The 22,200-nt window shown below is 39.2% G+C and carries 18 protein-coding genes and 1 riboswitch; all 18 genes read right to left on the bottom strand.

The genetic code is table 11. The annotated features are described in order from the left end of the window. Window positions 1-379: 379 nt before the first annotated feature. The 18 genes from IW492_RS14465 to tkt all read right to left on the bottom strand — a co-directional run bounded on the left by IW492_RS14465 (window position 380) and on the right by tkt (window position 22,126). Entirely contained in the window at window positions 380-814 is a 435-nt protein-coding gene (locus tag IW492_RS14465) for a hypothetical protein (protein ID WP_202068457.1), read from the bottom strand. A 222-nt stretch (window positions 815-1,036) separates the two neighbouring features. Continuing rightward, window positions 1,037-1,627 carry an ATP-dependent Clp protease proteolytic subunit gene (locus IW492_RS14460; protein WP_202068456.1) on the bottom strand — a complete coding sequence of 197 codons (591 nt, stop codon included), beginning with the start codon at window positions 1,625-1,627 and terminating at the stop codon, window positions 1,037-1,039. Window positions 1,628-1,953: 326 nt separating this feature from the next. Further along, window positions 1,954-4,083 carry an alanine racemase gene (gene alr / locus IW492_RS14455; protein ID WP_202068454.1) on the bottom strand — a complete coding sequence of 710 codons (2,130 nt, stop codon included), beginning with the start codon at window positions 4,081-4,083 and terminating at the stop codon, window positions 1,954-1,956. Next, window positions 4,076-4,663 (bottom strand): D-alanyl-D-alanine carboxypeptidase family protein, encoded by a 588-nt coding sequence (locus tag IW492_RS14450; RefSeq protein WP_202068453.1) that lies wholly within the window; start codon window positions 4,661-4,663, stop codon window positions 4,076-4,078. Before IW492_RS14450 ends, alr begins: the two co-directional genes overlap by 8 nt. Continuing rightward, on the bottom strand, window positions 4,660-5,703 hold the full coding sequence (locus tag IW492_RS14445; RefSeq protein WP_202068451.1) for a D-alanine--D-alanine ligase family protein: 1,044 nt from the start codon (window positions 5,701-5,703) through the stop codon (window positions 4,660-4,662). Before IW492_RS14445 ends, IW492_RS14450 begins: the two co-directional genes overlap by 4 nt. A 433-nt stretch (window positions 5,704-6,136) precedes the next feature. Beyond that, entirely contained in the window at window positions 6,137-7,075 is a 939-nt protein-coding gene (locus tag IW492_RS14440; RefSeq protein WP_202068449.1) for a D-alanyl-D-alanine carboxypeptidase family protein, read from the bottom strand. A gap of 85 nt (window positions 7,076-7,160) precedes the next feature. Next, window positions 7,161-8,267 (bottom strand): sensor histidine kinase, encoded by a 1,107-nt coding sequence (locus tag IW492_RS14435; protein ID WP_236671934.1) that lies wholly within the window; start codon window positions 8,265-8,267, stop codon window positions 7,161-7,163. Beyond that, on the bottom strand, window positions 8,260-8,940 hold the full coding sequence (gene vanR, locus IW492_RS14430; protein ID WP_202068448.1) for a VanR-ABDEGLN family response regulator transcription factor: 681 nt from the start codon (window positions 8,938-8,940) through the stop codon (window positions 8,260-8,262). The genes IW492_RS14435 and vanR overlap by 8 nt, the downstream gene beginning before the upstream one ends. A 927-nt stretch (window positions 8,941-9,867) precedes the next feature. After that, window positions 9,868-11,043, bottom strand: a complete 1,176-nt coding sequence (locus tag IW492_RS14425) for a cation:proton antiporter domain-containing protein (RefSeq protein WP_202068447.1) — start codon at window positions 11,041-11,043, stop codon at window positions 9,868-9,870. A 129-nt stretch (window positions 11,044-11,172) separates the two neighbouring features. After that, window positions 11,173-11,247: riboswitch (Fluoride riboswitch) on the bottom strand. Window positions 11,248-11,718: 471 nt separating this feature from the next. Further along, window positions 11,719-12,165 (bottom strand): ribose 5-phosphate isomerase B, encoded by a 447-nt coding sequence (rpiB, locus tag IW492_RS14420; protein WP_330928176.1) that lies wholly within the window; start codon window positions 12,163-12,165, stop codon window positions 11,719-11,721. 20 nt (window positions 12,166-12,185) lie between these two features. Beyond that, window positions 12,186-13,046 carry a PTS system mannose/fructose/sorbose family transporter subunit IID gene (locus tag IW492_RS14415; protein WP_202068445.1) on the bottom strand — a complete coding sequence of 287 codons (861 nt, stop codon included), beginning with the start codon at window positions 13,044-13,046 and terminating at the stop codon, window positions 12,186-12,188. Then, the gene (locus IW492_RS14410; RefSeq protein ID WP_202068444.1) at window positions 13,046-13,816 is read right to left on the bottom strand and encodes a PTS mannose/fructose/sorbose/N-acetylgalactosamine transporter subunit IIC; all 771 of its coding nucleotides are present in this window, start codon (window positions 13,814-13,816) and stop codon (window positions 13,046-13,048) included. The genes IW492_RS14415 and IW492_RS14410 overlap by 1 nt, the downstream gene beginning before the upstream one ends. 28 nt (window positions 13,817-13,844) lie before the next feature. After that, the gene (locus IW492_RS14405) at window positions 13,845-14,318 is read right to left on the bottom strand and encodes a PTS sugar transporter subunit IIB (RefSeq protein ID WP_202068442.1); all 474 of its coding nucleotides are present in this window, start codon (window positions 14,316-14,318) and stop codon (window positions 13,845-13,847) included. Between the two features lie 14 nt (window positions 14,319-14,332). After that, window positions 14,333-14,758 (bottom strand): PTS sugar transporter subunit IIA, encoded by a 426-nt coding sequence (locus IW492_RS14400; protein WP_202068440.1) that lies wholly within the window; start codon window positions 14,756-14,758, stop codon window positions 14,333-14,335. Window positions 14,759-15,184: 426 nt separating this feature from the next. Beyond that, on the bottom strand, window positions 15,185-15,946 hold the full coding sequence (locus tag IW492_RS14395) for a DeoR/GlpR family DNA-binding transcription regulator (RefSeq protein WP_202068438.1): 762 nt from the start codon (window positions 15,944-15,946) through the stop codon (window positions 15,185-15,187). Between the two features lie 15 nt (window positions 15,947-15,961). Continuing rightward, a complete protein-coding gene (locus IW492_RS14390) occupies window positions 15,962-17,038 on the bottom strand; it encodes an alcohol dehydrogenase catalytic domain-containing protein (RefSeq protein ID WP_202068436.1) in 1,077 nt (358 codons plus the stop codon). A 168-nt stretch (window positions 17,039-17,206) separates the two neighbouring features. Then, window positions 17,207-19,807, bottom strand: coding sequence for a sigma-54-dependent transcriptional regulator (locus IW492_RS14385; protein ID WP_202068434.1), 2,601 nt, complete (start codon window positions 19,805-19,807; stop codon window positions 17,207-17,209). Between the two features lie 327 nt (window positions 19,808-20,134). Continuing rightward, window positions 20,135-22,126, bottom strand: a complete 1,992-nt coding sequence (tkt, locus tag IW492_RS14380) for a transketolase (protein ID WP_202068432.1) — start codon at window positions 22,124-22,126, stop codon at window positions 20,135-20,137. Window positions 22,127-22,200 lie beyond the last annotated feature (74 nt).

The following is a 22,200-nucleotide window of genomic DNA, read 5'->3' as shown; positions in this document are numbered from 1 at the left end:
GGCTTTCGTAATTTCAATAATTTTAGAGAAAGGATTTTCCTTTATAGAGGAACGTATTTCAAAGAAGTTAAAAAGAACCCTCATTAACAGAATCCATGCATGAAAAACAAGCAGCTAGGTAGGGCCCCTTAACTGCTTGGCTTTATTCTCTTGTATTTCTTTCACCAACACTAGTTGACAATGAGCCCAAATAAATCAAAATGATAAAATATAGAAAAAAACCATCGGCTTTGGTGAGCCGATGGAAAAGGAGTATTACTCAATAAGAGTAAAATGAAAAATAAAAAGGTTGTTGTTGGTATGGTTAAATAATACAATATTTTAAAATAAATGTCCAGTAATAACACTTCAACCTGATTCAATTTTACTAAAATTATCTTTATTTTTTTAACAATAGATTACTCATTTTGGTAATACAAAAAGAAATATCATCTGTTGCTTTATCCTGCTTCTCTTCTGAAGCATTAAACAATGCTGTGTCCAATCCCTTTTCAGGATCTAATGAAAGAACCATCTCTTTACAGCCTGCTACATACTCTGTGTAGCAGCGCTCCAGTTTTTTATGAATGCCGATTACTTTTACCGGTGGACGAAGTCCCAATATTTGCTTTAAGAATACTTCGTACTTTTCCGTACCTTCGTTAAAAATCCCCTGAACTTCAGCAAGCTTTTCTTTAGAAATATCTGCTTCTTTCTTGTCATCAATGGCCTGACGAAGCTCTTCGTAGTGCCCGTTCATTTCTTCTCCCACTTTTTCTGTTTCTTGTACAATATCATTAATTACCTGAATATAATAGCCAATATTTGGTTTCAACTTATTTTCCTACTTTCTTTTATTATCAACTTATTTTACCGTTTTCCTTCCGTACTGACAAGCCCGGATTAGAGCTTTCGGTATAAACAAGGCTTTTCAAGTGAGAAGGTGAGCCGCAAGATTATTAGCTGAGGCGTTTTGCAGAGTTTTTCCTATTGTCCAAGCTAAGAAAAATCAGCCCCTCAATTGAGAGACTGATTCTATTTCAATTACTACTATTTCTTAAAGCACTTCATCACTTGTTTTGATTATTTTTGAAATCATGCCATATTCCTTGGCTTCTTCTGCGGACATCCAGAAGTTGCGGTCTGTATCTTTCGCTACCTGTTCATACGTTTGACCTGTTGCTTCTGCGATCATCCGATTAACTCGTTCTCTCATACGAACGATTTCTTTGGCTTCAATCTGTATTTCAGTCCCCTGTCCCTGAACACCGCCGGCTGGCTGATGAATCATGAAACGTGTATTCGGCAGACAGAATCTGTTCTTGGCATCAGCTGCCAGAAAAATTGTGACCCCGGCACTCGCAACCCATCCTGTTCCAATCACATATACATCTGGTTTGACAAATTGAATCATATCATGAATGGTATCTCCCGATTCAACGTGCCCACCTGGACTATTTACAAAAATCTTAATCGGCTCATCGCCCATTGCTGCCAATAGAAGCAGCTGTGAAGAAACTTCACGTGCTAAATCCTGAGTGACCTCTCCGTAAATTAAAATGGTGCGTTCTTCCCATAATTTTTTCATGATCATACTTTGATCATTTTTTGGTGTCGTATCTTTTTCTTCTTCTTCTAAACGATACATGAATCCTACCTCCTACTTTTCAGTAGTGAACGAAGCTTCGCCCACTTCTCTCACTCTTCTATTCTACCAAAAAGTCAGGATTGTTCAAACTATGAAGTACCTATTTTAAAGGAATCGCATGAAACTGACCTTTACCTGACCAAAAGAAGACTTTTAAAGAAATTTTCCTTCAAACAATTTAATATTTATTTATCCCTAACCTCTTAATTCTATATAAAAAGAAAAAATAGCGAATTGAATAATTTGTTTTTTCCATCGAATACAAAAAAATATTTTAGATATTAGGGAAATTCCAGAAAAAATTTGAATTTTCTTTTTAATACCCTTTATCTATTCATGCTTTCCAGCCGACAGCCCATTCTGCTCAGTACTTCATTTGTAATAGTTTGTGCCTGTCCTGCTGCAGCTTCACTATTTTCAAGTACAGTTATTTGTGTTCCTAATTTAATCTCCGGTACATCTGTAATATCTGCCAGGAGCATATCCATGCAGATCCGACCAACTTGCGGGATTTCATAATCAAGATAGCTCAATGAAAAACCTGAGTTGGAAAGTTCTCTGGAAATACCATCTGCATAACCAATAGAGACTACACCAACCCTCATTTCTTTTACAGCAGCTGTCTCTGTTCCATAGCCCAGATATTCTCCAGCTGAAACCCATTTGGCAGATATCAGCACAGCATGGACAGACAATACAGGTTCTAATTTAATTTTGTTTCTCATCTCCTGATCCTGCTGGCTGAGCACACCATATAAAAGGATTCCCACCCGTACATAATCGTAGGATAGCTCTGGATAGTTCATTACACCATAACTGCTCTGAAGATGTGTCACACCATAATCAATCCCGCATTGCTTTAACTCTTCAAGCAGCTGATCATATCGCTGAATTTGTGCAGCTGTTCGTTTTTCTGCTTTTTCATCCAGTGTATCTGAAGAACCAAGATGGGAAAAAATACCTTCCCATTGCAGATTTTCCATTCTATACACAGACAACAGGTCTTCAAGGTTTGGGGTGAAGCCCAGACGATTCATTCCTGTGTTTACTTCCAAATGACAACGAACCTTTATCTCTGTTTGATTTAACTGGTGTGCATACTCCAAATCAAAAACAGACTGAATCAAATCATAATAGGCAACTTGTCGAAGCAGCACAGGGTCTGTGTAGCCCAAAATTAAGATATCACCTTGAATTCCATTTTTCCGCAGCTCAATGCCTTCTCCCAAAGTTGCAACAGCAAAGAAATTTACCTCCTGTTTTTCCAAATAGAGACCGCAGGATACAGCTCCATGACCATACGCATCTGCCTTCAAAACAGCCATTATTTTTGTACCTTTGTCGAGTCGTTGTTCGACAGATCGCAAATTTCTGCCCAGCGCGGTCAGGTTTATCACTTTGCCGGCACGATGAATTTTTCCCGGTTTTTGTTGTCTTAAACGAGTCAATATGGAAAGCGTAAACGTACAAAGTCCCATCGTCAGAAGCAGAATTAATAGAAACTGAATCAGACTGTTCTGAAACATTGGGATAATTTTCCCCGCAAAATAAAGAATAATAATACTAATTGGATGCAGAATATACAGCCATAATGAATAGTCCAAAGCATGGACAAATGAATGTCTCGGCTTCCACCACAGCAAATACTGAAAAAGAAAATACATCGTCAGAGGCAGAAACAAGTACATACTGTCATGCTTCAGCTCGGTTCCCCTATGCAGCAGCAGTCCCTCAATGAACAATAGCAACAGCCCAATAATCATTTTCAAACTGGAGAATGTACGCTTTTCCCCTTTCTTCAGATAAATACCTGCCCCCAATACCAGAAACAACGGAGAAAAAAACAGACCATTTCGGGTATAATCAAAAAGCTGAAAGAGAAAATCGTAGAATTTTTTTAAAAGCGCCGTATTCTGTATCAGAAAATAGTAACTGTCCCCGCCAAGTCCAATTAGATAAAGGCTGAATACAAGGATCAGTACTTTTGAGTAAGGAAGGTGCTTTAACAGTAGGCGACAAATCAGCATGCCGACGATAACTGCCGGAAAATACCATAAATGATAAAATGGACTGTCAAACAGCAGCAGCTTTGCCATATCAGAAACAGAGATTGACAGACGTAAGGTCCCATTATAAAACGACAGCGGCAGATAGAGCAGACAGGCGAATAAATAAAGCTTCAGGAGCTGACGCAATGTCTTTTTAATTTTCCAGGCTTTAGCATAATCGGGTGTTTCAGCATAGGGACCCAATACATAATAGCCGGTGATCATAAAGAAAAAAGGCACAGCAATTCGGAACAACGTCAGTGTAATAACATCATCTAAATAAGGCGCAAAAGAGCCGAATGGAAATGTATGGATAACAACAACCATAACTGCTGCAATCAATCGAAACTGGTCAATTCCGGAAGATCGGCTGGACATATTTATTGTCTTTGTATTTTTCTTAGTCATCTTTTTCTCTCCACTGCTTAAAAAAGTTATAATACTCCTCCAAAGTCCAGTCATGTTGCGCGATAAACCGGCTATAAGAACATCCGACGTATCTAAAATGCCAAGGCTCATAAGCAATACCTGTTATCCGGCTTTTGCCTTCCGGATACCGAAGGATGAAGCCAAACTCGGACATTCTTTCTAAAAATCGAGTACTGATTTCTTTGCCGTTAAACGTCGGACATATCTCATCATTTTGACTATCAGACAAGCCCAAATCTACTGCTAATCCTGTCTGATGCTCACTGCATCCGGGTCTGGCTACATACAGCTCAGTATACGCCTTTCCACGAACACGCAGGGAATAGTTATACAGTTTTTCCTGTTCCGCAAAGCTTCGGTATGCACTAGTTACTATGATATCTTTTTCGCCGCCAATAAAGCGGATGAGCTTTTCCAGCTGCGCGGCTGCAGTTGTCTCCATCCATTTATTTCCTTGAGAAAGAGGAGCCTGCACCAGGTCAGCAGGAATGAAATCCGGCTGCAGTTGGTTCTCACTATTTACCAAAATCGGAAAATCGATAGTTAGTTTATTTCTCATTTTCCTCCCTCCTCAGCCAGTTGAATCAGGCGTTCAACAATTTCTCTATAGGACAGCCCCATATTCATCAGCATACTTGGATAACGTGAATGTTCCGTAAATCCCGGTAATGTATTGATTTCATTTAACAAAATTTCACCGTTGTGTGTAAGAAAAAAATCAATACGTGCCAAGCCTCGACACCCCAATAGTCGATATAATCTTTCTGCCTGAAATTTAATTTCACCTTTTAACGTTTCGTTGATACGAGCAGGCATGTGAATCGTCGACGAAATCAACTGATACTTTTCTGTATAATCGAAGAAGCCGCTTGCCAGTTCAATCTCATCAACTTCACCAATAACCAGCTGTTCATTCCCAAGGATTCCACAGCCAACCTCAAAGCCATTCACTCCCTTTTCCAAAATAAAATGAGTATCAATTTCTTTTACTGAAGCAATCGCTTTGGAAAGCTCTTCCAGTTCATTCAGCTTACTGATCCCTTTCGATGAACCGCCTCTCAATGGCTTGATAAACAGGGGAAAGCCTTCTTTACGAATGAATTTCTTTATAGCATTCATATCCAGTTCTGCAAGCGAACATTGTATTGATGGCGCTGTTTTTATTCCAATACTGTTGGCAAAGCGATGTGTCAGCTTTTTATTCATACATACAGCAGAGGAAGCAACTCCGCAGCCAACATAAGGAACCTCCATCCATTCAAAGACTCCCTGAATTCGTCCATCCTCCACAAATTCACCATGCATCACAGGAAAAAGAACATCCACAGGCAGCGGTTCCTGATTTTCCAGTAAAGTAAATCCTTTCCAGCTTTCGCCAATTGCCGGAGTCAGCTGTCGGCAATTTTCTTCCAGCCAGCAATCCGCCGAAATTGATTCATTATCGCCGATATACTGATACCACTCTCCGCTTTTTGTTATGCCGATTTTAATGACTTCATATCTTTCCTGATCCAATGCATCTAAAACTGCTGTTGCAGATTGCAGCGATACCTCGTATTCTGATGATTTCCCTCCAAATAATACTGCAATTGTTTTCATTGTTCTTCCTCCCTGTTCTTTAAAGCAACTCAAAATATATTCATCTCTCCCTCCAAATCCTTGATATGAAAAGGGTTATAACCTGTTATTGTTCTCCTCCTTTTTATGTTATCTTAGGCGGCGAAGCGAACACGTTACAATGAGCAGTATTGAGCTTCAATAGTTGTTCCAGCCTATTTCTTTGCTGCACTTTTATTGCTGAAGTGCTCAACGATGGCAGCTCTTTGTCACGTGCTCTGATTATTTAATCAGGTCAGTTTTTCATAGATTCTTTTGAGTTGTCCTCTTTAATTAGGACATGTCTGAAAATTCAAGCGGCGAATAGTTTGATGATTTTTATCGAACTCATCGTCATAAATACTCGCTTATGATCCACATAAGCTGTGTTTTCTTCCTTGATTTCAACAAAAATCACTGAAAAATTCGAATGCCACTAACTTTTCAGACACGCCCTAGTAAACTTCTGATAGATAAATCGGCTTTCACGAATATTTAACTGATCGCTGCCTGGACTTCCTTCTGCACCAAGTAAAATCATAATGTATTCTTTTCCGTTCACAACTGCAAGACTGGCCAGACATTGTCCAGCATCAAGTGTATAGCCTGTCTTTCCGCCAATAATCTCCCCCTGCTCCCAACCTAATGCTTCTCCAGTCATCAATAAGGTACTATTCAATTGAAGTCCTTCCGGTTGTAAAGCCGTTGATAGCGTACGATACGTCAAGGTGGTAAACAATCGATAAAATGTTGGATTTTCAAGTGCATACTCAACCAGCTTCACCAAGTCCGAAGCTGTTGAAAAATGACTTGTGCTGTCCACACCGGTTACATTTGAAAACTGTGTCTGGTTCATTCCCAACTCTTTCGCCTTTTGATTCATCCATTCAACAAAAGCCTGCTCTGTTCCTGCAGCATAGATTGCTCCGGCAAGGGCGGCTTCAGCCCCGGAAGGCAGCATAATTCCATAGAGAACAGCCTCCAGAGAAACAACTTCATTCTGCTGGAATCCGGCTGTTGCCAATTCCTCCTCCCAAATATACGGGAAAATATCTGATGGAATAATTACTTGCTGGTGTGTATCTGGAAAAGCCTCTATCAGACATACAGCTGTCATAATTTTAGTCAATGAAGCAATCGAGGTTTTCTGTTGACTGCTTCTATCATATAAAACTGCTCCCCCGCGTTCTTTTAAAAGAATCTGCTTCGCAGTAATTCCTTCGATTCCTTCTTTGTTTTGTGAATAGACTTCTTTTATATGAGACTGAAGAAATGGTAAATGATTTATAGTAAGAACATCGGCTTTCACTAATAACCCGATAACGCTTAAAAGAAAAATCCAGAAACCCAGCTTTCTACTTCTTTTTTTGTACATAAAAAACTCTCTCCTTTATGGTTCCATTAAACCAATAAAAGAGAGAGCAGATTTTAATTTATACTTAGGTTCATCTTAAGCTTTCTTAAGACTTGGGTAAAATGACTTCAAACGTTGTAATGCTGTTCTCACTGCCAGCTGATATTTTCCCGCCATGCGCTGTTACAATTTCTTTCGCAATTGCCAGCCCCAGCCCGGCGCCGCCTGTTTTTGCAGAGCGGGCATGATCCAGCCGGTAAAATTTATCAAAAATCATTTCCAGCTGTCGTTTTGGAATTGTCGGTCCTTCATTTTTGATTAGCAGCTTAATTGTAAATTCCGCTTCACGCAATTCCATTTGAATCACTGAATCCGGATTTCCATAGGTCAATGCATTCTTCAACAAATTATTAAATACACGTGCCAACTGTTCACTATCAGCTTCTATTGATAGGCTTTCAGATCCTTCAAAGCTGATTTCCTGATTCTTGTCGCTCAACAAGGGATAAAACTCTTCGATCATCTGCTGACTGAGCAGTACCAAATCCATCCTCGTTTTATACAGATGGATTTCCTGTAGACTGAACCTTGTAATATCAAAAAATTCGTTTATAAGCTCTTCCAGGCGACCGGCTTTATCCAAAGTAATCTGCTGATACTTTGCTCGTTGAGCAGTTGTTAATTCAGGAGAATCAATCAGTAAATTCAAATACCCAATGACTGAAGCCAACGGTGTCTTTAAATCATGAGCCAAATAGGTAATCATATCCTTCGTTCGCTGTGTTTCACGTTTCAGCAGTTCTTCATTTTTCATGTTCTCTGCCTTAATTTTCAACAATTCATTGTCCAATGACAGATCACCGGTTGTAGATACATTCTCTGTTTTTAAAAACTTAGGAATCTTTTCTGACAGTTTTTTTACTTCCATAGTCACTGCCCGTCTGGAAATTAAATAGCTGAGTACGGCAACAAGAATGACAAGGAAAATAAATGCCGCTGTTAAAAGCAGCTTAAGTGCACTCAGGTTTACCATCGTCTCATTATAGATCATACCGTCCTGCTGATAACTGCGATTGTAGACAAGATATTCATAAAAAAGAGTTCTAAATATCTGGCTGAAGCTGCTTTGAATAAAGAGAAAAAACAGCATCAGAATAGCCAAACTGATCAGACTGATTCTAAACAGTAATTTACGGTTTTCTATTTTACTCAATTTTATACCCCACTCCCCAGACTGTTTTTATATATTTCGGTTTCTCTACAGAATCCTTCATCTTTTCTCTGAGATGGCGAATATGCACCATAATCGTATTGTTTGAGCTAGTATAATACTTTTCACCCCAAATTGTTTGAAATATTCCCTCCGAGCTGACTGCCTGCCCTTTATTTTCACAAAGCAGCTTTAAAATGGAAAATTCCAGCGGCGTCAAATAGATTTCTTCATCATCTAAAAGGACTTTCCGTCTATCCAAATCAATAAACAACCCACGAATACTCATTACAGAGTCTGTGCCGCCATTATAGGTCGTCACCCTCCGCAACTGTGCTTTCACACGGGCAATCAGCTCCAGCGGCTTGAATGGCTTCGTCATATAATCATCCGCACCGATTGTCAGCCCCGTAATTTTATCTATTTCTTCTCCCTTTGCTGTCAGCATGATAATCGGATAAGTCTGTGTTTCTCTTATTTTCCGACAGATTTCAAACCCATCCAGATCAGGAAGCATGACATCCAAAATCGCCAAATGAATGTTCTGTTTATCCAGCTCTTCCAAGGCTTGTGTACCTGAGGCACAGCTGATGACTGTGTAATTTTCATTTTTTAAATAGTAGCTGACCAAGTCAGCAATTTCCTTCTCATCTTCAACCAATAAAATCGTTGTCATTCTTTCCACACCTTTCCCATCTTCAGTGTAGCAAAATACTGTCGGCAACTAAAGATGGAAATACTTAAGATTTCTTCAGAATTATATTGATTTGAAAGATGGTAAAAATTCAGATTCCTTTAAAAAAAAATCATTGATTTTTTTCTTAAAATAGAAATTATGCCTATGTTCAAAAAAACAATTATTTGATTTAAGCTTCATTTAAAAATAAGAACTGCAATCACAGATGTTAAAAATTACATTTAAGATCAGTTCAATACCCTTTTAGGAAAATATAAAAATTTAAAGTCAGTTGAATCAACTTCTCAGTGCTTGGTAAGTTTCTAGAAATCACATAAAAAAGAAGCCGATTGACAATTTATAACTGAGACAACCAGAGATAAACTCAAATACCTCTATCCAAAATTTTAATTTTGTCAAAACACTCGCATTATTTTCAGAGAATATTCTTCTATAAAACGCAGCTGTGAGAATCGTCATGGTCAAGAATTCGGGTAGCTAAGTTTATAGTCTCTTATTACGTTGCCTTGAATTGTCAGTCTATTTAGTGTGACGATTAAATGAATGACAATTCCTCACAGAGGTGGTCTTAGTATTAGCTAGCTCTTAGTAATGAGTGAATTTTTGCAAATTCAATTTATTGTCGCCACACCTATCATTCCACTACAACTTTTTATATAAGTGGAACTGACAAAATCAGCTATAACTATCCTTATCATACACCTGCTACTTCCCGATATACCTTTGACACTGCAGAAATTCTTGACCATCCGATCCTTTCTTTTTTCACTAACTCAAAGATAAATCCTATCCTTTCTTGATAAGAGAGCTTTCTTTTACCAGACTGCTCTTGTTTAACAGCAATATAGTGAATTGACGTGCGGATATAACACTGGTTTGCGTATAAACGATAATGATTTATCTAGTTTACTCTGTATGATTCAATAATTTTTTATACGTAGAATCAAGAATCAACGCTCCGACTGGTGCACAGAATAAGATTGAGATTACTGCTATCGCTAAAATAATGCCCCCATTTGGCAAGCCCATGGCTAAAGGAATACCACCAATTGCTGCCTGAACAGTCGCCTTTGGAATACCTGCAAAAATACAGAACAAACGCTCTTTCCAATTAAGTCCAGTGCCGATTAAACTTAATAAAATCCCTACAGCTCGGAATAATAAGACCAGTACCAACAGAAGAAGTGTTTTTGCACTTTCTGCTGAGACATAAGTAATGTTTACACTTGCCCCAACGAGAACAAATAATAAGACTTCAGCTGCCACCCAAACTTTGGAAAATTTTATCGAAATTCGGTTTGCCACATTAGGTAATTTCGCTAATAGCACAATACCAATCACCATAACTGTTAATAAGCCGGAAAATGGAATCACTAACACCTCTTCAACAGTGACTAATAAAAATGCCACACTTAATAAAATAATAACTTTTATTGAATCACGTAAATGAAAGTTTTTAAACCCCAACACTAAGCACCAGCCGACGATAATCCCAACCAACACGCCAGTTGCAATTGAAATCGGAATCTCTGAAACTTTAAAAGCAGAAACTACCTCACCATTGGTTAAGCCAAGTAACGATGTAAAGACAACGATGTTAAACATATCATCGACTGAATCACTAGCTAACAACAACTGTGGAATCTTTTTATCCGTACCATAGCCTGTTTCAATTAGTTTTATCATTCGCGGAACAATCACAGCCGGCGATGCTGAGGCCACAACTGCTGCTAAAATACCTGCATCTAATAAAGGCAGATTAAAAAGCATTCTGGCAACTAACACTGTCCCACTCATTTCGAAAATTGCGGGAAAAAAACTCATTAATACTGCTGGACGACCAATCATTTTTAAATCTGAAATATCTAACGACAGCCCAGCTCGCATTAAAATTGTAATTAAAGCTACTTCTCTTAAATCTGCTGAAATCGACAAAATTGACTCATCTAACAGATTTAACACGTAAGGACCTAAAATGATACCTGTCAGTAGCATTCCAATTAAACTCGGCAATCTCAGTCGCTGAAAAACTGCCCCTAACATCATACCAATCAAAAACATATACGCCAAACTTGCTAACATTTCTTCTTCCTCCATTTTCCATTCATTCTTAAAGTCTCCACAAAAAAACCGTTGAGCACTGCTTTGCAGTCATCAACGGAGTATCTACTATTCGAACTTCAAATAGAAAAAAGATAGACTGGTGGCTTCTGCAAAGCAGAAGTCATCAGCTTAAATAAGCGGTTTAGGTCGAAACCAAGGGAGAACCTCATTCCCTATTTTTTCATTATAGCGAACTCCTTTGGATTGTCAACATTTTGTAGTTTTGAATTTACCAAAAAAATAAGCCCAAAAGAAGAAAAGTCTAAAGAAAGCAGATCGTTCTTCTGGCTTCTCGTCTTAAAATTTGCGGATAAAAATAGCCTCTGTATATTGACCACATTAAAAATAAGTTATAATTCTAAACCAAGAAATATGGAGGATATTCAGCAGTCTCCGTTTAAACATTCAATGATTGTCATCTGCATACCATTCTGTTAAATGGATGTTTACTACAGAAAATCCTTGTATTTATGGGTCCCACTTTGTATTTATTTGGAAAAGCATTGGTATATCTTGTATAACCTTCAGACATGCAACGAGCATTGGGAAAGTATAGGAGAAAGTCCTTTGTTTTCAGTCTCATCCTAATTTCAGCACTAAAAGAGTACAGAAAAAAATGATTCATTCTTGAGTAATCTTTTCTGCACTCCAATACTATTTATTTTTTTCAAGCCTATTTATTTTATCTATTCTTGTCTGATGCCTTTCTCCCGCAAATTCTGTATTAAGCCATACATCAACAATCATCAATGCAAGTCCTTCACCAATGACACGCTGTCCCAGACAAAGAACATTTGTATCGTTATGCTCCCGTGTTGCTTTTGCTGAAAAACAGTCGCTGACCAGAGCTGCCCGAATCCCCCTAATTTTATTTGCCGCAATACTCATACCGATACCTGTACCGCAAATTAAAATTCCTTTAGCATCTTCTTTATCCAAAACTCGAGAACAGACTTTTTCTGCATAATCCGGATAATCAACACTTTCATACTGATCAACACCAAGATCCTCAACAATTACTCCTTCTTGCTTCAAATATGATTTAACTGCATTTTTATATTCCACGCCGCCGTGGTCGCACGCCAGATATACTTTCATCATTTTACCTTCTCTATCTCTTATTAGTAAACGTTCGTCAATATTCCTAAAGCAGCCAGAATTCCTCCGCCGACAATCAAAATCAGAAGAACGGTTGTCGGCTTCATTTTTTTCTTAAGCAAAATATAGGTCAGCATTGTTGCCCCCAGAGGAAGCAGCCCCAACAGCAACGTATCCAATACATCCGTCTGCATTGACAGAACCTTGTCCCCACTTAATTTGATAGAAGTATCCGTTCCAACTTTTACAAAAGAAGCAGCCAGTGAACCAATAACAATTGCTCCTAAAGTCTGAGCAAAGGTCATCACATATGGCAGCAATGAGCCGGAAAGCATTTTTTGAATCCCTTCTTTTCCTGTTTCGTATCCTTTCATCCATAGAAAATAGGCAATACTTGTCATGATGCCCAAATGGAGAACGAAAAACGCAACAGGTCCTAATAAGATATTTCCTTCTGCACCAAACGCTAATGTAAATGAAAGCAGAATTGGAATCAATGTTCCCTGCCAAAGCGTATCTCCAATACCGGCAAGTGGTCCCATCAGCCCAGTTTTCAGCCCATTAATCGTTGCATCGCCAATTTCTGCTCCATTCGCTTTTTGTTCCTCCATCGCTATTGTCATAGACAAGATCGGTCCGCCAAATGACGGCTCAGTATTAAAAAACTGCATATGTCTTTCAAGCGCAGATTTCATTTCATCAGAATCCTTGCCATAAAGCTTTTTCAATACTGGAGATAAGGCATGAACCACTCCTGTTGCCTGTAGTCTTTCATAGTTGTAATTTGCATGAGAAAAGAAAGTCCAACGCCAAAACGCAGAAACGACTTCACGTTTGGTCAGTTTTTTCTCTGGTGTATATTGTTCTACTACATTTTCCTCCATTAGACAGTCCTCCCGTTCCCATTTTTCTTAAGATAAAGTTCAGTAAATACATAGGCAATCACTGCAGCAAATACCGAAATCGGCAGTGTTGGCAGTCCTGAATAAATTGAAAACATGAAGCCCAGCAGGAAGAAAATCAATGTACCTTTTCCATTCATCGAACGAAGGTTCATCGCAATCCCCAAAGCGGGAAGAATTCCTCCGATTGTAGAAAGAACTTCCAACGGTTTTCCTCCCAGCTGATCCACCACACCTGCAACTGCATCTGCACCTAAATAAGAAGCCAACGCAACCGGAATCACTGTGATTACCAGTAAGAATAATTGGGGCGGAACAATATGAAGCATGTTAATCCGGTCAATGTTTCCTTCTTCCGCCGCTTTATCTGCCAAATGGACAAAGGTAATATCGACAGTCATGTGAGCCACCCAGACTAATGTACCCAATAAACCAAGAGGTACTGCCAGTGTCACAGCTACTGAAGGTTCAACATTGGCAGCCATAGCCAGTGCTGTGCCCAGTGTACCTGCTAATGCCGGGTCCATTGCCACGGTTCCTCCGGCTGAAATAAATGCTAAATACGGTAAATTAATTGCTGCTCCAATAATACAGCCCTGAACCGGATCACCCAGAATCAGTCCGACAATTGTTCCATTTACAAGTGGTCTCATCCAGCCGTGCGTTCCAACCAATGTAATCCAAGGTGTGCCGTTAACGCCCAAGTAATACACAAGACCAATCAAAATTGCCTGTACAATATTAATTTGCATAACACTTTTCCTCCTATCTCCTTGCTAATTATAAAATCCCTTTTACTGATACAGCTTTTTCGTCTGGAATGATGTGAATACTCATTTCCACGCCATGATCAACAATCTTTCTGAATGTTTCTCTTTCATTATCTGAGGCAGAAATATTTTTATAAAACTTGCTTCTGTTTTTATTTACACCCATTCCGCCGATAATGATCTTCTCCAAAGCAACACCTTTTTCAATCAGCTGAAGATACGCTTCCGGTCCTTTTGTCAAAATGATAATTTTGTCATTTGCCGGAGCATTTTTTAACAGCTCTGCTCCATCTTCAATGCCTGCAATTGATAAATCAATACCTCCAGGTACAGCCATAGAAATGATTGATTTAGTAAACTCGTCTGCTGCAGTCGGTTCATCAACAATAACGATATGGTTTCCTCCTGTATACTGCAGCCATGCTGTCATTACCTGTCCATGTATTAACCGATCATCAATTCTTGCTAACACGATTTTTGCCATTCTTATCTTCCTCTCTACTTTTTCGCCTGTACTGACGTCAGTTCTTCAAAAAACTCTTTGATACCGTCTTTACCTGCCTGCATCACATTTTTATACATATTATCCAATACTATCCCCAGCATCCGCTGGTTAAATGCTTCAATGACCATTGGAAGATTGACTCCCGAAATTAGGCGATAATTATGTCCCTCCAATTTTTTGAAGCTCATTGCCGTTTGATTGTATGGACTGGCTGAGAAAAGATCAACCATCACCAGAACACCATTTCCTTTATCTAATTTTTTTATCTGTTCCTGAATTTGATCAGCAAATAAATTAATATCATCTCCGTGGCACAAGCTTAAGGTATGATAATTCTGCTGCTTTCCCATAATCAGTTCCAGACTGTCCATGATGCCATCTGCCATTTTTCCGTGCGTTACAATCAATATTCCTGTCATGCCCCATCACTTCCTTTCACCTTCTTTATAAGCAACAGGCATGCCAACTTTTCTGTGCCAGCTTATTACTCTTGCTTCTTTTCGTGATTAGTCTGCTTTTGAAAAAAGAAGCCCTGATACTGCTATATTTCCGCCTGCTATATTTTCTTCCTCAGTACAAGTATTACAAGAAAAAATAACTCTTTTATCCTTGAAAAAAGCTGAAATAGCACACTTTTTAAACTTCCAGCACAAAAAACACCCAAAAAGAAGCACTCACTTCTGCTCGTTCATACTGAATATATCTTTTTCAGCACACTTCGCCAAAAGAACACATTTTCGGCACACTCGCAAAACTATAAAAAACGTCTGAGCACTTTGCTCAGACGCCTTTCCACTTACCCTTTCATATTACATTCGAAGTCTTTATTCAGCAAATCATTCTGTTTAAGCCTGTTCAATCTTTAAGCCTTTCGACTGAAGCAGCGCAATACTTTCAGAATCAGCCTCTGTATCTGTAATCAAAAGATCCATTTCTTCAATCGGCCAAAATGCATGCAGCGCTTTTCTTCCCAGCTTTGTATGATCCGCTACAACAATAACATTTTGAGCGGATACAAGCATCTCTTTCTTTGCCGGAATCAAATATTCATCAAAATGATTCAGCCCTGTTGTCAGATCAAATGCTGGGGTCGCAATAAATGCCTTATTGACAAATAAATTTTTAAGTGCAGCATCTGTCAACATCCCATTCAGCATATAGCTGTTATGGTGAACAACGCCGCCCGTTACAATGGTTTTTACTTCCCGGTTATTTCTTAAAACTGTCGCTATATTAATATCATTTGTGATCACAGTTAAATTTTTCTGATTTGTCAAATGTCTGGCAATCTGTAATGTCGTTGTACCTGAATCTAGAATGATACTGTCGTAATCCTTGATTAAGCTTGCTGCATAACGCCCAATTCGTTCCTTTTCATCAATATTCTCTGTCTGCCGCTCATCAAAAGGAGATTCATCTTTTTTTACATCTGACGGAATCACACCTCCATGAATACGGGCAACCAGTCCCTTTTCCTCCAAATCATCCAAATCTCTTCGAATGGTTGTTTCGTGAACAGAAAACGCATCTGCCAGATCATTGACTGAAACGAACTGCTTCTCTTTGATTAATTCAAGTATCTTGTATCTTCTTTCATCTGTTAACACATTACCGACTCCTGTCTATTCCCATTTGAAGTTGATAACTGTTTTTTTCCATCCATGATTTGCAGCAACTCGATCCATCACCTCTTTGAACTCAGCTCCATTGGATACATCATCCATTTTGACAGGAAGAATCCTTTTTAGCGCCTCCTGATAGGACAGATTCTTCATTCCTTCAATCACTGCCTGAAAATCTGCTGTAGATGAGCGGCTGCTGCCATGCAATGTAAGCCCCTTTTCCAGAATGTCTCTGGTGTTAATTGGAACCCGGGCTTCGGTCACTCCCATCAGAATAACATCCGCACAGGAATCAGCAATATCAATCGCCTGATTTAGTGCATTCTCACTGAAGGCGCCGCCTGTACATTCCAGCAATATATCAAAACACATCTCGCTGTTTTCAAAATCATAGGTTGTCACGTTTTCTGTCTGCGCAAAGTCAAATTCTGCGAGTTTCTGCTCGTCTGCACCAAAAACAACAAAACGTTCTTTCTCAACTTCATACATATATCTTATCATAGAAGCGGTGAAATAGCCTACAGGACCGTCGCCAAACAATGCAATTTTCTTTGTTTTATCGAGTAGTTTTGAGCGTATGTGGCTAATAGCATGAAAGGAAACAGTTGACAGCTCTGCGAGAACCGCAACTTCGTCTGGAATTTCATCAGGTATTTTCACAAGACATTCTGCCGGATGAACCAGCATACTTTGCGCAATACCATCATAGCCGCTTCCCAAAAATGAATTCCCTTTTGTATAGTTAACCGGCACTTCTGACTTTTGTTCAATTTCCGGATGAAGAACAGCACCGGGAATGTTAGGTACAATCACGACTCGGTCACCTGCTGAAAATTCTGGCGCATTCGATTCTTCAACAACTGCAATTCCTTCATGCAGCAAAGCCATCGGTAATTTTTTTGCCAGTGCTTCAGGTCGACGTTTTCCAGAAAAATATCTCAGATCTGCATGACATATACTGGCGAGTTTAGGTTTTACAGCAGCCCATCCCTTTGGAATGTTCCATTCTGTACTGACCTCTTCAATAACACCCGGCTGGATCAATCGATACATAACAGATTCTACAGTGCTTTTCATAATGCTTCCCTCCAAATTTCATCGCTCGAAACAACTCGTTTCTAGCTCGATTACGAGTTTACCACCTTTCCCAAAGCTTGTAAACCCTCGTTTAAACTCTATGCAGAAAAAAACCTCAAAAAAAGAGCAAAAACAAGCAATTTCACACTTGTTTTTGCTCTTTTAAATTCAGTTAATAAATTTTTTCAGAAGTAATTCATTTTTCTTTTTACCCGCCTGATCATCATTGATATTTGAAAAATAGAAAATTTCTGCTACATAGGCAATTTCATCCTTGTCTATCTGAATACCAAAAGAAGCCTCAATAACCTGAAATTCTTTCTCAATAACTTCATAGATAGATTCAAATTCACTAATTTTTTCATCAAAATTATAATACCTCAGTGTATTCTTTTGAATAGCCCGTTCCAGCATTGTTACTGTATGAAATATATATTTGATATACAACGAATCTGTATGTTGAATCTTAGCTTGTTCAAGAATTTTTTGATACGCATCCTCCAACAGTTTACTGACTTTATCAACATTGATGAATGTCGTTGTTTCTTCAATCAGATGAAAAATTTTCTCTTTTATTTTTGGTTTTTGAGTATCAACCTCCGGCAGTCCATGTCGACTTGACGCAACATAGCTGTATTCTTTTCCATTATCCTGCAGAACATTGAGAATTTCATCAATATCATACGAATTACTTAAAGCTAAGCGGGTAGCTTCAAGGACATAAGGAGTACTTACACAGCTCAGTGTTCTGGTCAAACTCCCTGTTTCCTCTGTGATTATTTCACCAAAAGTTGTCAGCGACCCCATATCGACCAGCAGCAGAACTCCTTTACCTTCATCAATTTGACGAACCATCTCAATACTTTGCTCTAAAACCTCACTGACACTTGCTTCCAGCGGCATACAAATAGCATGACAATGCTTGACCTGCAGCAGTTTATTTGCAACAGCAGCCATGTCTTTCGCTGCATAATTTCCATGAGCAATAACCAAGATCCCTACGCGTTTTCCCTCATTTTTCAGATCAAGTGAGTTGAGAAAAAGCGCAATCATACTTGTTTCATATGCCGGCACAGAAATATGATAATGCTGACTGATCTGATGAATAATTTTTTCTGCCATAATTTGATAGGACAGTGCCTTACTTTGCTTCACTTCACTGCGCGAGTGACTGTTATAGCTCCCGCCCTGAATTTTGCTGATAACATTTTTCAGATGCATCATCAAACCGATCATCGCCTGATTATTCAAATATATCTTCTGCTGAGACAGCGTTTCTTCAATCACCCTGAACAGAAAATGGTATTCCTCTTCCGGAATAATTTTATAAATTGGTTTTTCCTGTTCATTTTCTCCCTGGTAAATTCTTCGATTTTCTGCATTGCCAAAGTATTTCATCGTTTCTGTATCAACATACCTGCGTATTTCTTCAGCAGCAATTCCTTTTTCAAAATACTTCTTGGAATTTTTCTCCAATTCTTTATAAAATGCAGATTCCTGTTGAAAATTAGTAACCAATTCTTCAATTGAGCTGGGTGCATCATCAGGATAAAAATCAAATGCTTCTTTTCCATTCCAGTCGAAATAATGCTTTCTCTGTTCTTCCAGAATCAGAAAGAAATTAAAATGATGCTTTGGCAAATTCCCCACTTCAATGTTTAAACACTCTGTTCCGCTTACCAGACTCTCAGAAAAAGCACTTGCTGTTGTCAACTTAATATCATTAATCAGCTGACCAAGATTATTAACACAGTCATAAAACAATAAAAAATTTATCACATCTGTTGAGACAGTAATCTGCCGATTAATCGCTTTGGCTTCACTTTTAAAATACAGATAAATCAGTTCCAGTCTTTCTTCCATTGAGCGCTCTTTCAGTGATGGAATTTTGATAACGTTGGGAATTCTCCGCAAAAAAGTCTTTAAAATGGCTTCATCTGGATCTTCTGTTGTAGCTGCAATAATCAGTACATCGGCTTTCTGATGTGTGGCAGACTCGCCCAGTCTACGGTATTCTCCCCGATCCATTAATGAAAACAGCATTTCCTGTCCTTCAGGCGGCAAACGATGAATTTCATCAAGAAACAGAATACCGCCGTTTGCTTGAGAAACAAGGCCCCGCTTTTCTTCCTCCGCTCCGGTAAAAGCTCCTTTGACATGACCGAACAGATGGGATAACAGCAGCTGAGGATTACCGGAATAGTCTGCGCAATTGAATAAAATATAAGGCGCATCCTCTGTAAATTTCTCATTTGCTACCGCAAAACGATACATTGCATTAGCAAAGGTTGTTTTTCCTACACCCGTCTCACCAATCAGCAGAGTATTCAAGCCAGACGGCGGGTAAAGTATTCCGGCAATAGCTTGTTTTACCTGTGTTTGCATGCTTTTGTCTGAGCCAATCAAATCTAAAAACGCATTCTCTTTTTCATTATCAGCAAGCTTTTCCAATTCCTTGCCGTTCCGTACCGATTCAATGAATTCAGGCAATGATGAAAATGTATTTCCAGCTAGCTGTTCACTGCTGTAGCTTTTTAATCCAGGTAATTTACGACTTAGAAAAAGAACCGGTCTTCCGCCAATTCTAATGGCTCTATTTTCAAGAACCAGCTGTTTCAGCTCTCTGCTGACATTATTTCTTGAGTAGCCAGTTTTCTCTGATAGATCCGAAGCAGTAAAGCCTACCTCCAAGCTGTCAATTTGTTCATCATTAATCAGTACACAGCATTCCTCCAACGCTCCCAAAATATGATCAATTCTTTTCTCCATCAAAACAACTCCTTTCAACGGAATGGTAAACGCTTACAATTTGTGATAAAATCAGATATTTTCACATCCGCTCTTATCTCTATGAGACCATAATTCATTTAGTAATTCAATAAAAGAACAAACTTTTTTTCGAATCATTCACTTGTTATAAAATAGTTTCTAATTAGTCAATAATTATGGTTTTTCAAAGGTTTTCCCCTCAAAAAAAATATCATAGTGTTATTTTATGAGTTTATTAAATAAACCCTCCCCTTTTTCAGACCCATACAATTAAGCTGAAAAAGAGAGAGTATAACATTAAAATAAAGAAATTCAAGTTTTATTTTTTCACAAAGATCGATATTTATTCACAACATTTTCCACTGTAAAGCCAAATGACTCCATAAGCAGCTCTGCTGGGGCACTAGCTCCATAACGGTCGATGGACAGCACCTCGCCTTCTCTGCCAATGTATTCTCTCCAGCCAAATTTGCTGCCCATTTCAACAGCCAAACGTTTGGTGATTTTTTCAGGAAGAATAGACTCTTTATATTCTTTACTTTGCTTTTCAAACCGGTTCCAGCTGGGCATTGAAACTACCCGGACAAAGCTCCCTTCTTCTTCCAGTTTTTTCTGTGCTTCAATTACCAGATGAACCTCCGAGCCTGTCGCAAGCAGCAACCCGTCTATTCTGTTATTTCCTGCTTCAGAAACAATATAGGCTCCCTTGGACACCCCTGCATCAATGACTTTCTGATCAGAAGAAAGTGTTGGTAAATCCTGACGGGTTAATGCCAAAATCGTTGGTTCTTCCCTGTTGGAAAGACAAGCTTTCCATGCTGCAATCACTTCTTTTCCTTCAGCTGGTCGAATCAGATCTACATCCGGCATTGCACGTATTGCTGCCAAGTGCTCAATCGGTTCGTGCGTTGGTCCATCTTCTCCGACCGCAATACTGTCATGGGTAAAGATATATGTCACAGGCAACTTCATCAAAGCTGACATCCTAATTGCCGGACGAAGATAATCGGAAAAGACAAAAAATGTGGAGCAAAATGCCTGCAATCCGCCATGTAGCTGCATCCCATTGGAAATTGCTGCCATTCCAAATTCCCGAACACCAAACCAGATATTGCGGTTTCGGTAATTAAACGAGCTGAAGTCCCCTGCATTAGCCAGATAGGTCTTATTTGAGCTGGATAAATCAGCAGAACCGCCAATCATCGATGGAATCTGCACTGCAAGCTGATTCAGCACTTTCCCGGAGGAGACTCGAGTCGCCAGCGTTTGTCCTGCTTCATAGTCCGGATAGGAGAGCTGTGACAGATCATAAGAAAAGTTGATTGCCTGCTCAAATTCTTTCGCTTCTTTTGGATATTTTTCCTGATATTCTTCAAGTTTCCGATTCCATTCTTCAACAAGTTTTTTCCCAGTTGCAATCTGAGCGCGTGTATGTTCAAGAATATCTTCTGGAATAACAAATGGCTCTTCTGACCAGCCATAGTTGTCTTTTGTTTTAGCAGCTTCTTCTGCCCCCAGAGGTGCGCCATGGGAACTGGAAGCTCCGGCTTTATTTGGTGAGCCGAATCCGATTGTTGTTCTGATTTCAATTAGAGTCGGCTGTTCAAGATTCGCTTTGGCTTCTTTAATCTTCTCATCAATGGACTCAATGTCATTACCGTTCTCAACTCTTAGGATCTGCCAGCCATAGGATTCATACCTTTTTTGAACATCCTCAGAAAAGGAATGGCTCAATTTACCGTCCAAAGAAATATCGTTGCTGTCATAAAGAACAATCAGCTTTCCAAGTTTCAAATGACCTGCCAGAGAAGAAGCTTCGCTGGTAACTCCTTCCATTAAATCCCCATCACCGCATAACGCATAGGTATAATGGTCAATGAGATTCAGCTCTTTCTTGTTATAAGTTTCTGATAGATGCGCCTCAGCAATAGCCATCCCCACAGACATGGCAATTCCCTGTCCCAAAGGTCCGCTTGTAGCATCAATTCCGGCTGTATGCAGATATTCAGGATGTCCAGGTGTTTTACTGCCCAGCTGTCTAAACTGTTTCAGCTCCTCAACAGTCATCTCTTCATAACCAAACAAGTACATTAACGAATAAAGCAGCGCAGAACCATGTCCAGCAGCTAAAATGAATCGATCCCGATTAATCCAATTTGGAACAGTGGGAGCATACTTCATTTGCTTTGCCCATAAAGTATAAGCCATTGGTGCTGCGCCCATCGGCATTCCCGGATGTCCCGAGTTTGCTTTCTCCACAATATCAATTGCCAAACTCCTAATCCCTGCAATAGCTCTGTTCTCTATTTCTTTTATCATTCTTACAGCCTCTTTCTGCTCTTAAGAGCTTGAATTCGCAAAAAACAACTCGTTATTGCTCATTTACGAGTTTA

It is taken from the genome of Enterococcus sp. BWB1-3, from assembly GCF_016745275.1.
Taxonomy (GTDB): Bacteria; Bacillota; Bacilli; order Lactobacillales; family Enterococcaceae; genus Enterococcus_L.
Note: the sequence above shows the minus strand (reverse complement) of the source record. Positions and strands in the feature narration are given on the sequence as shown.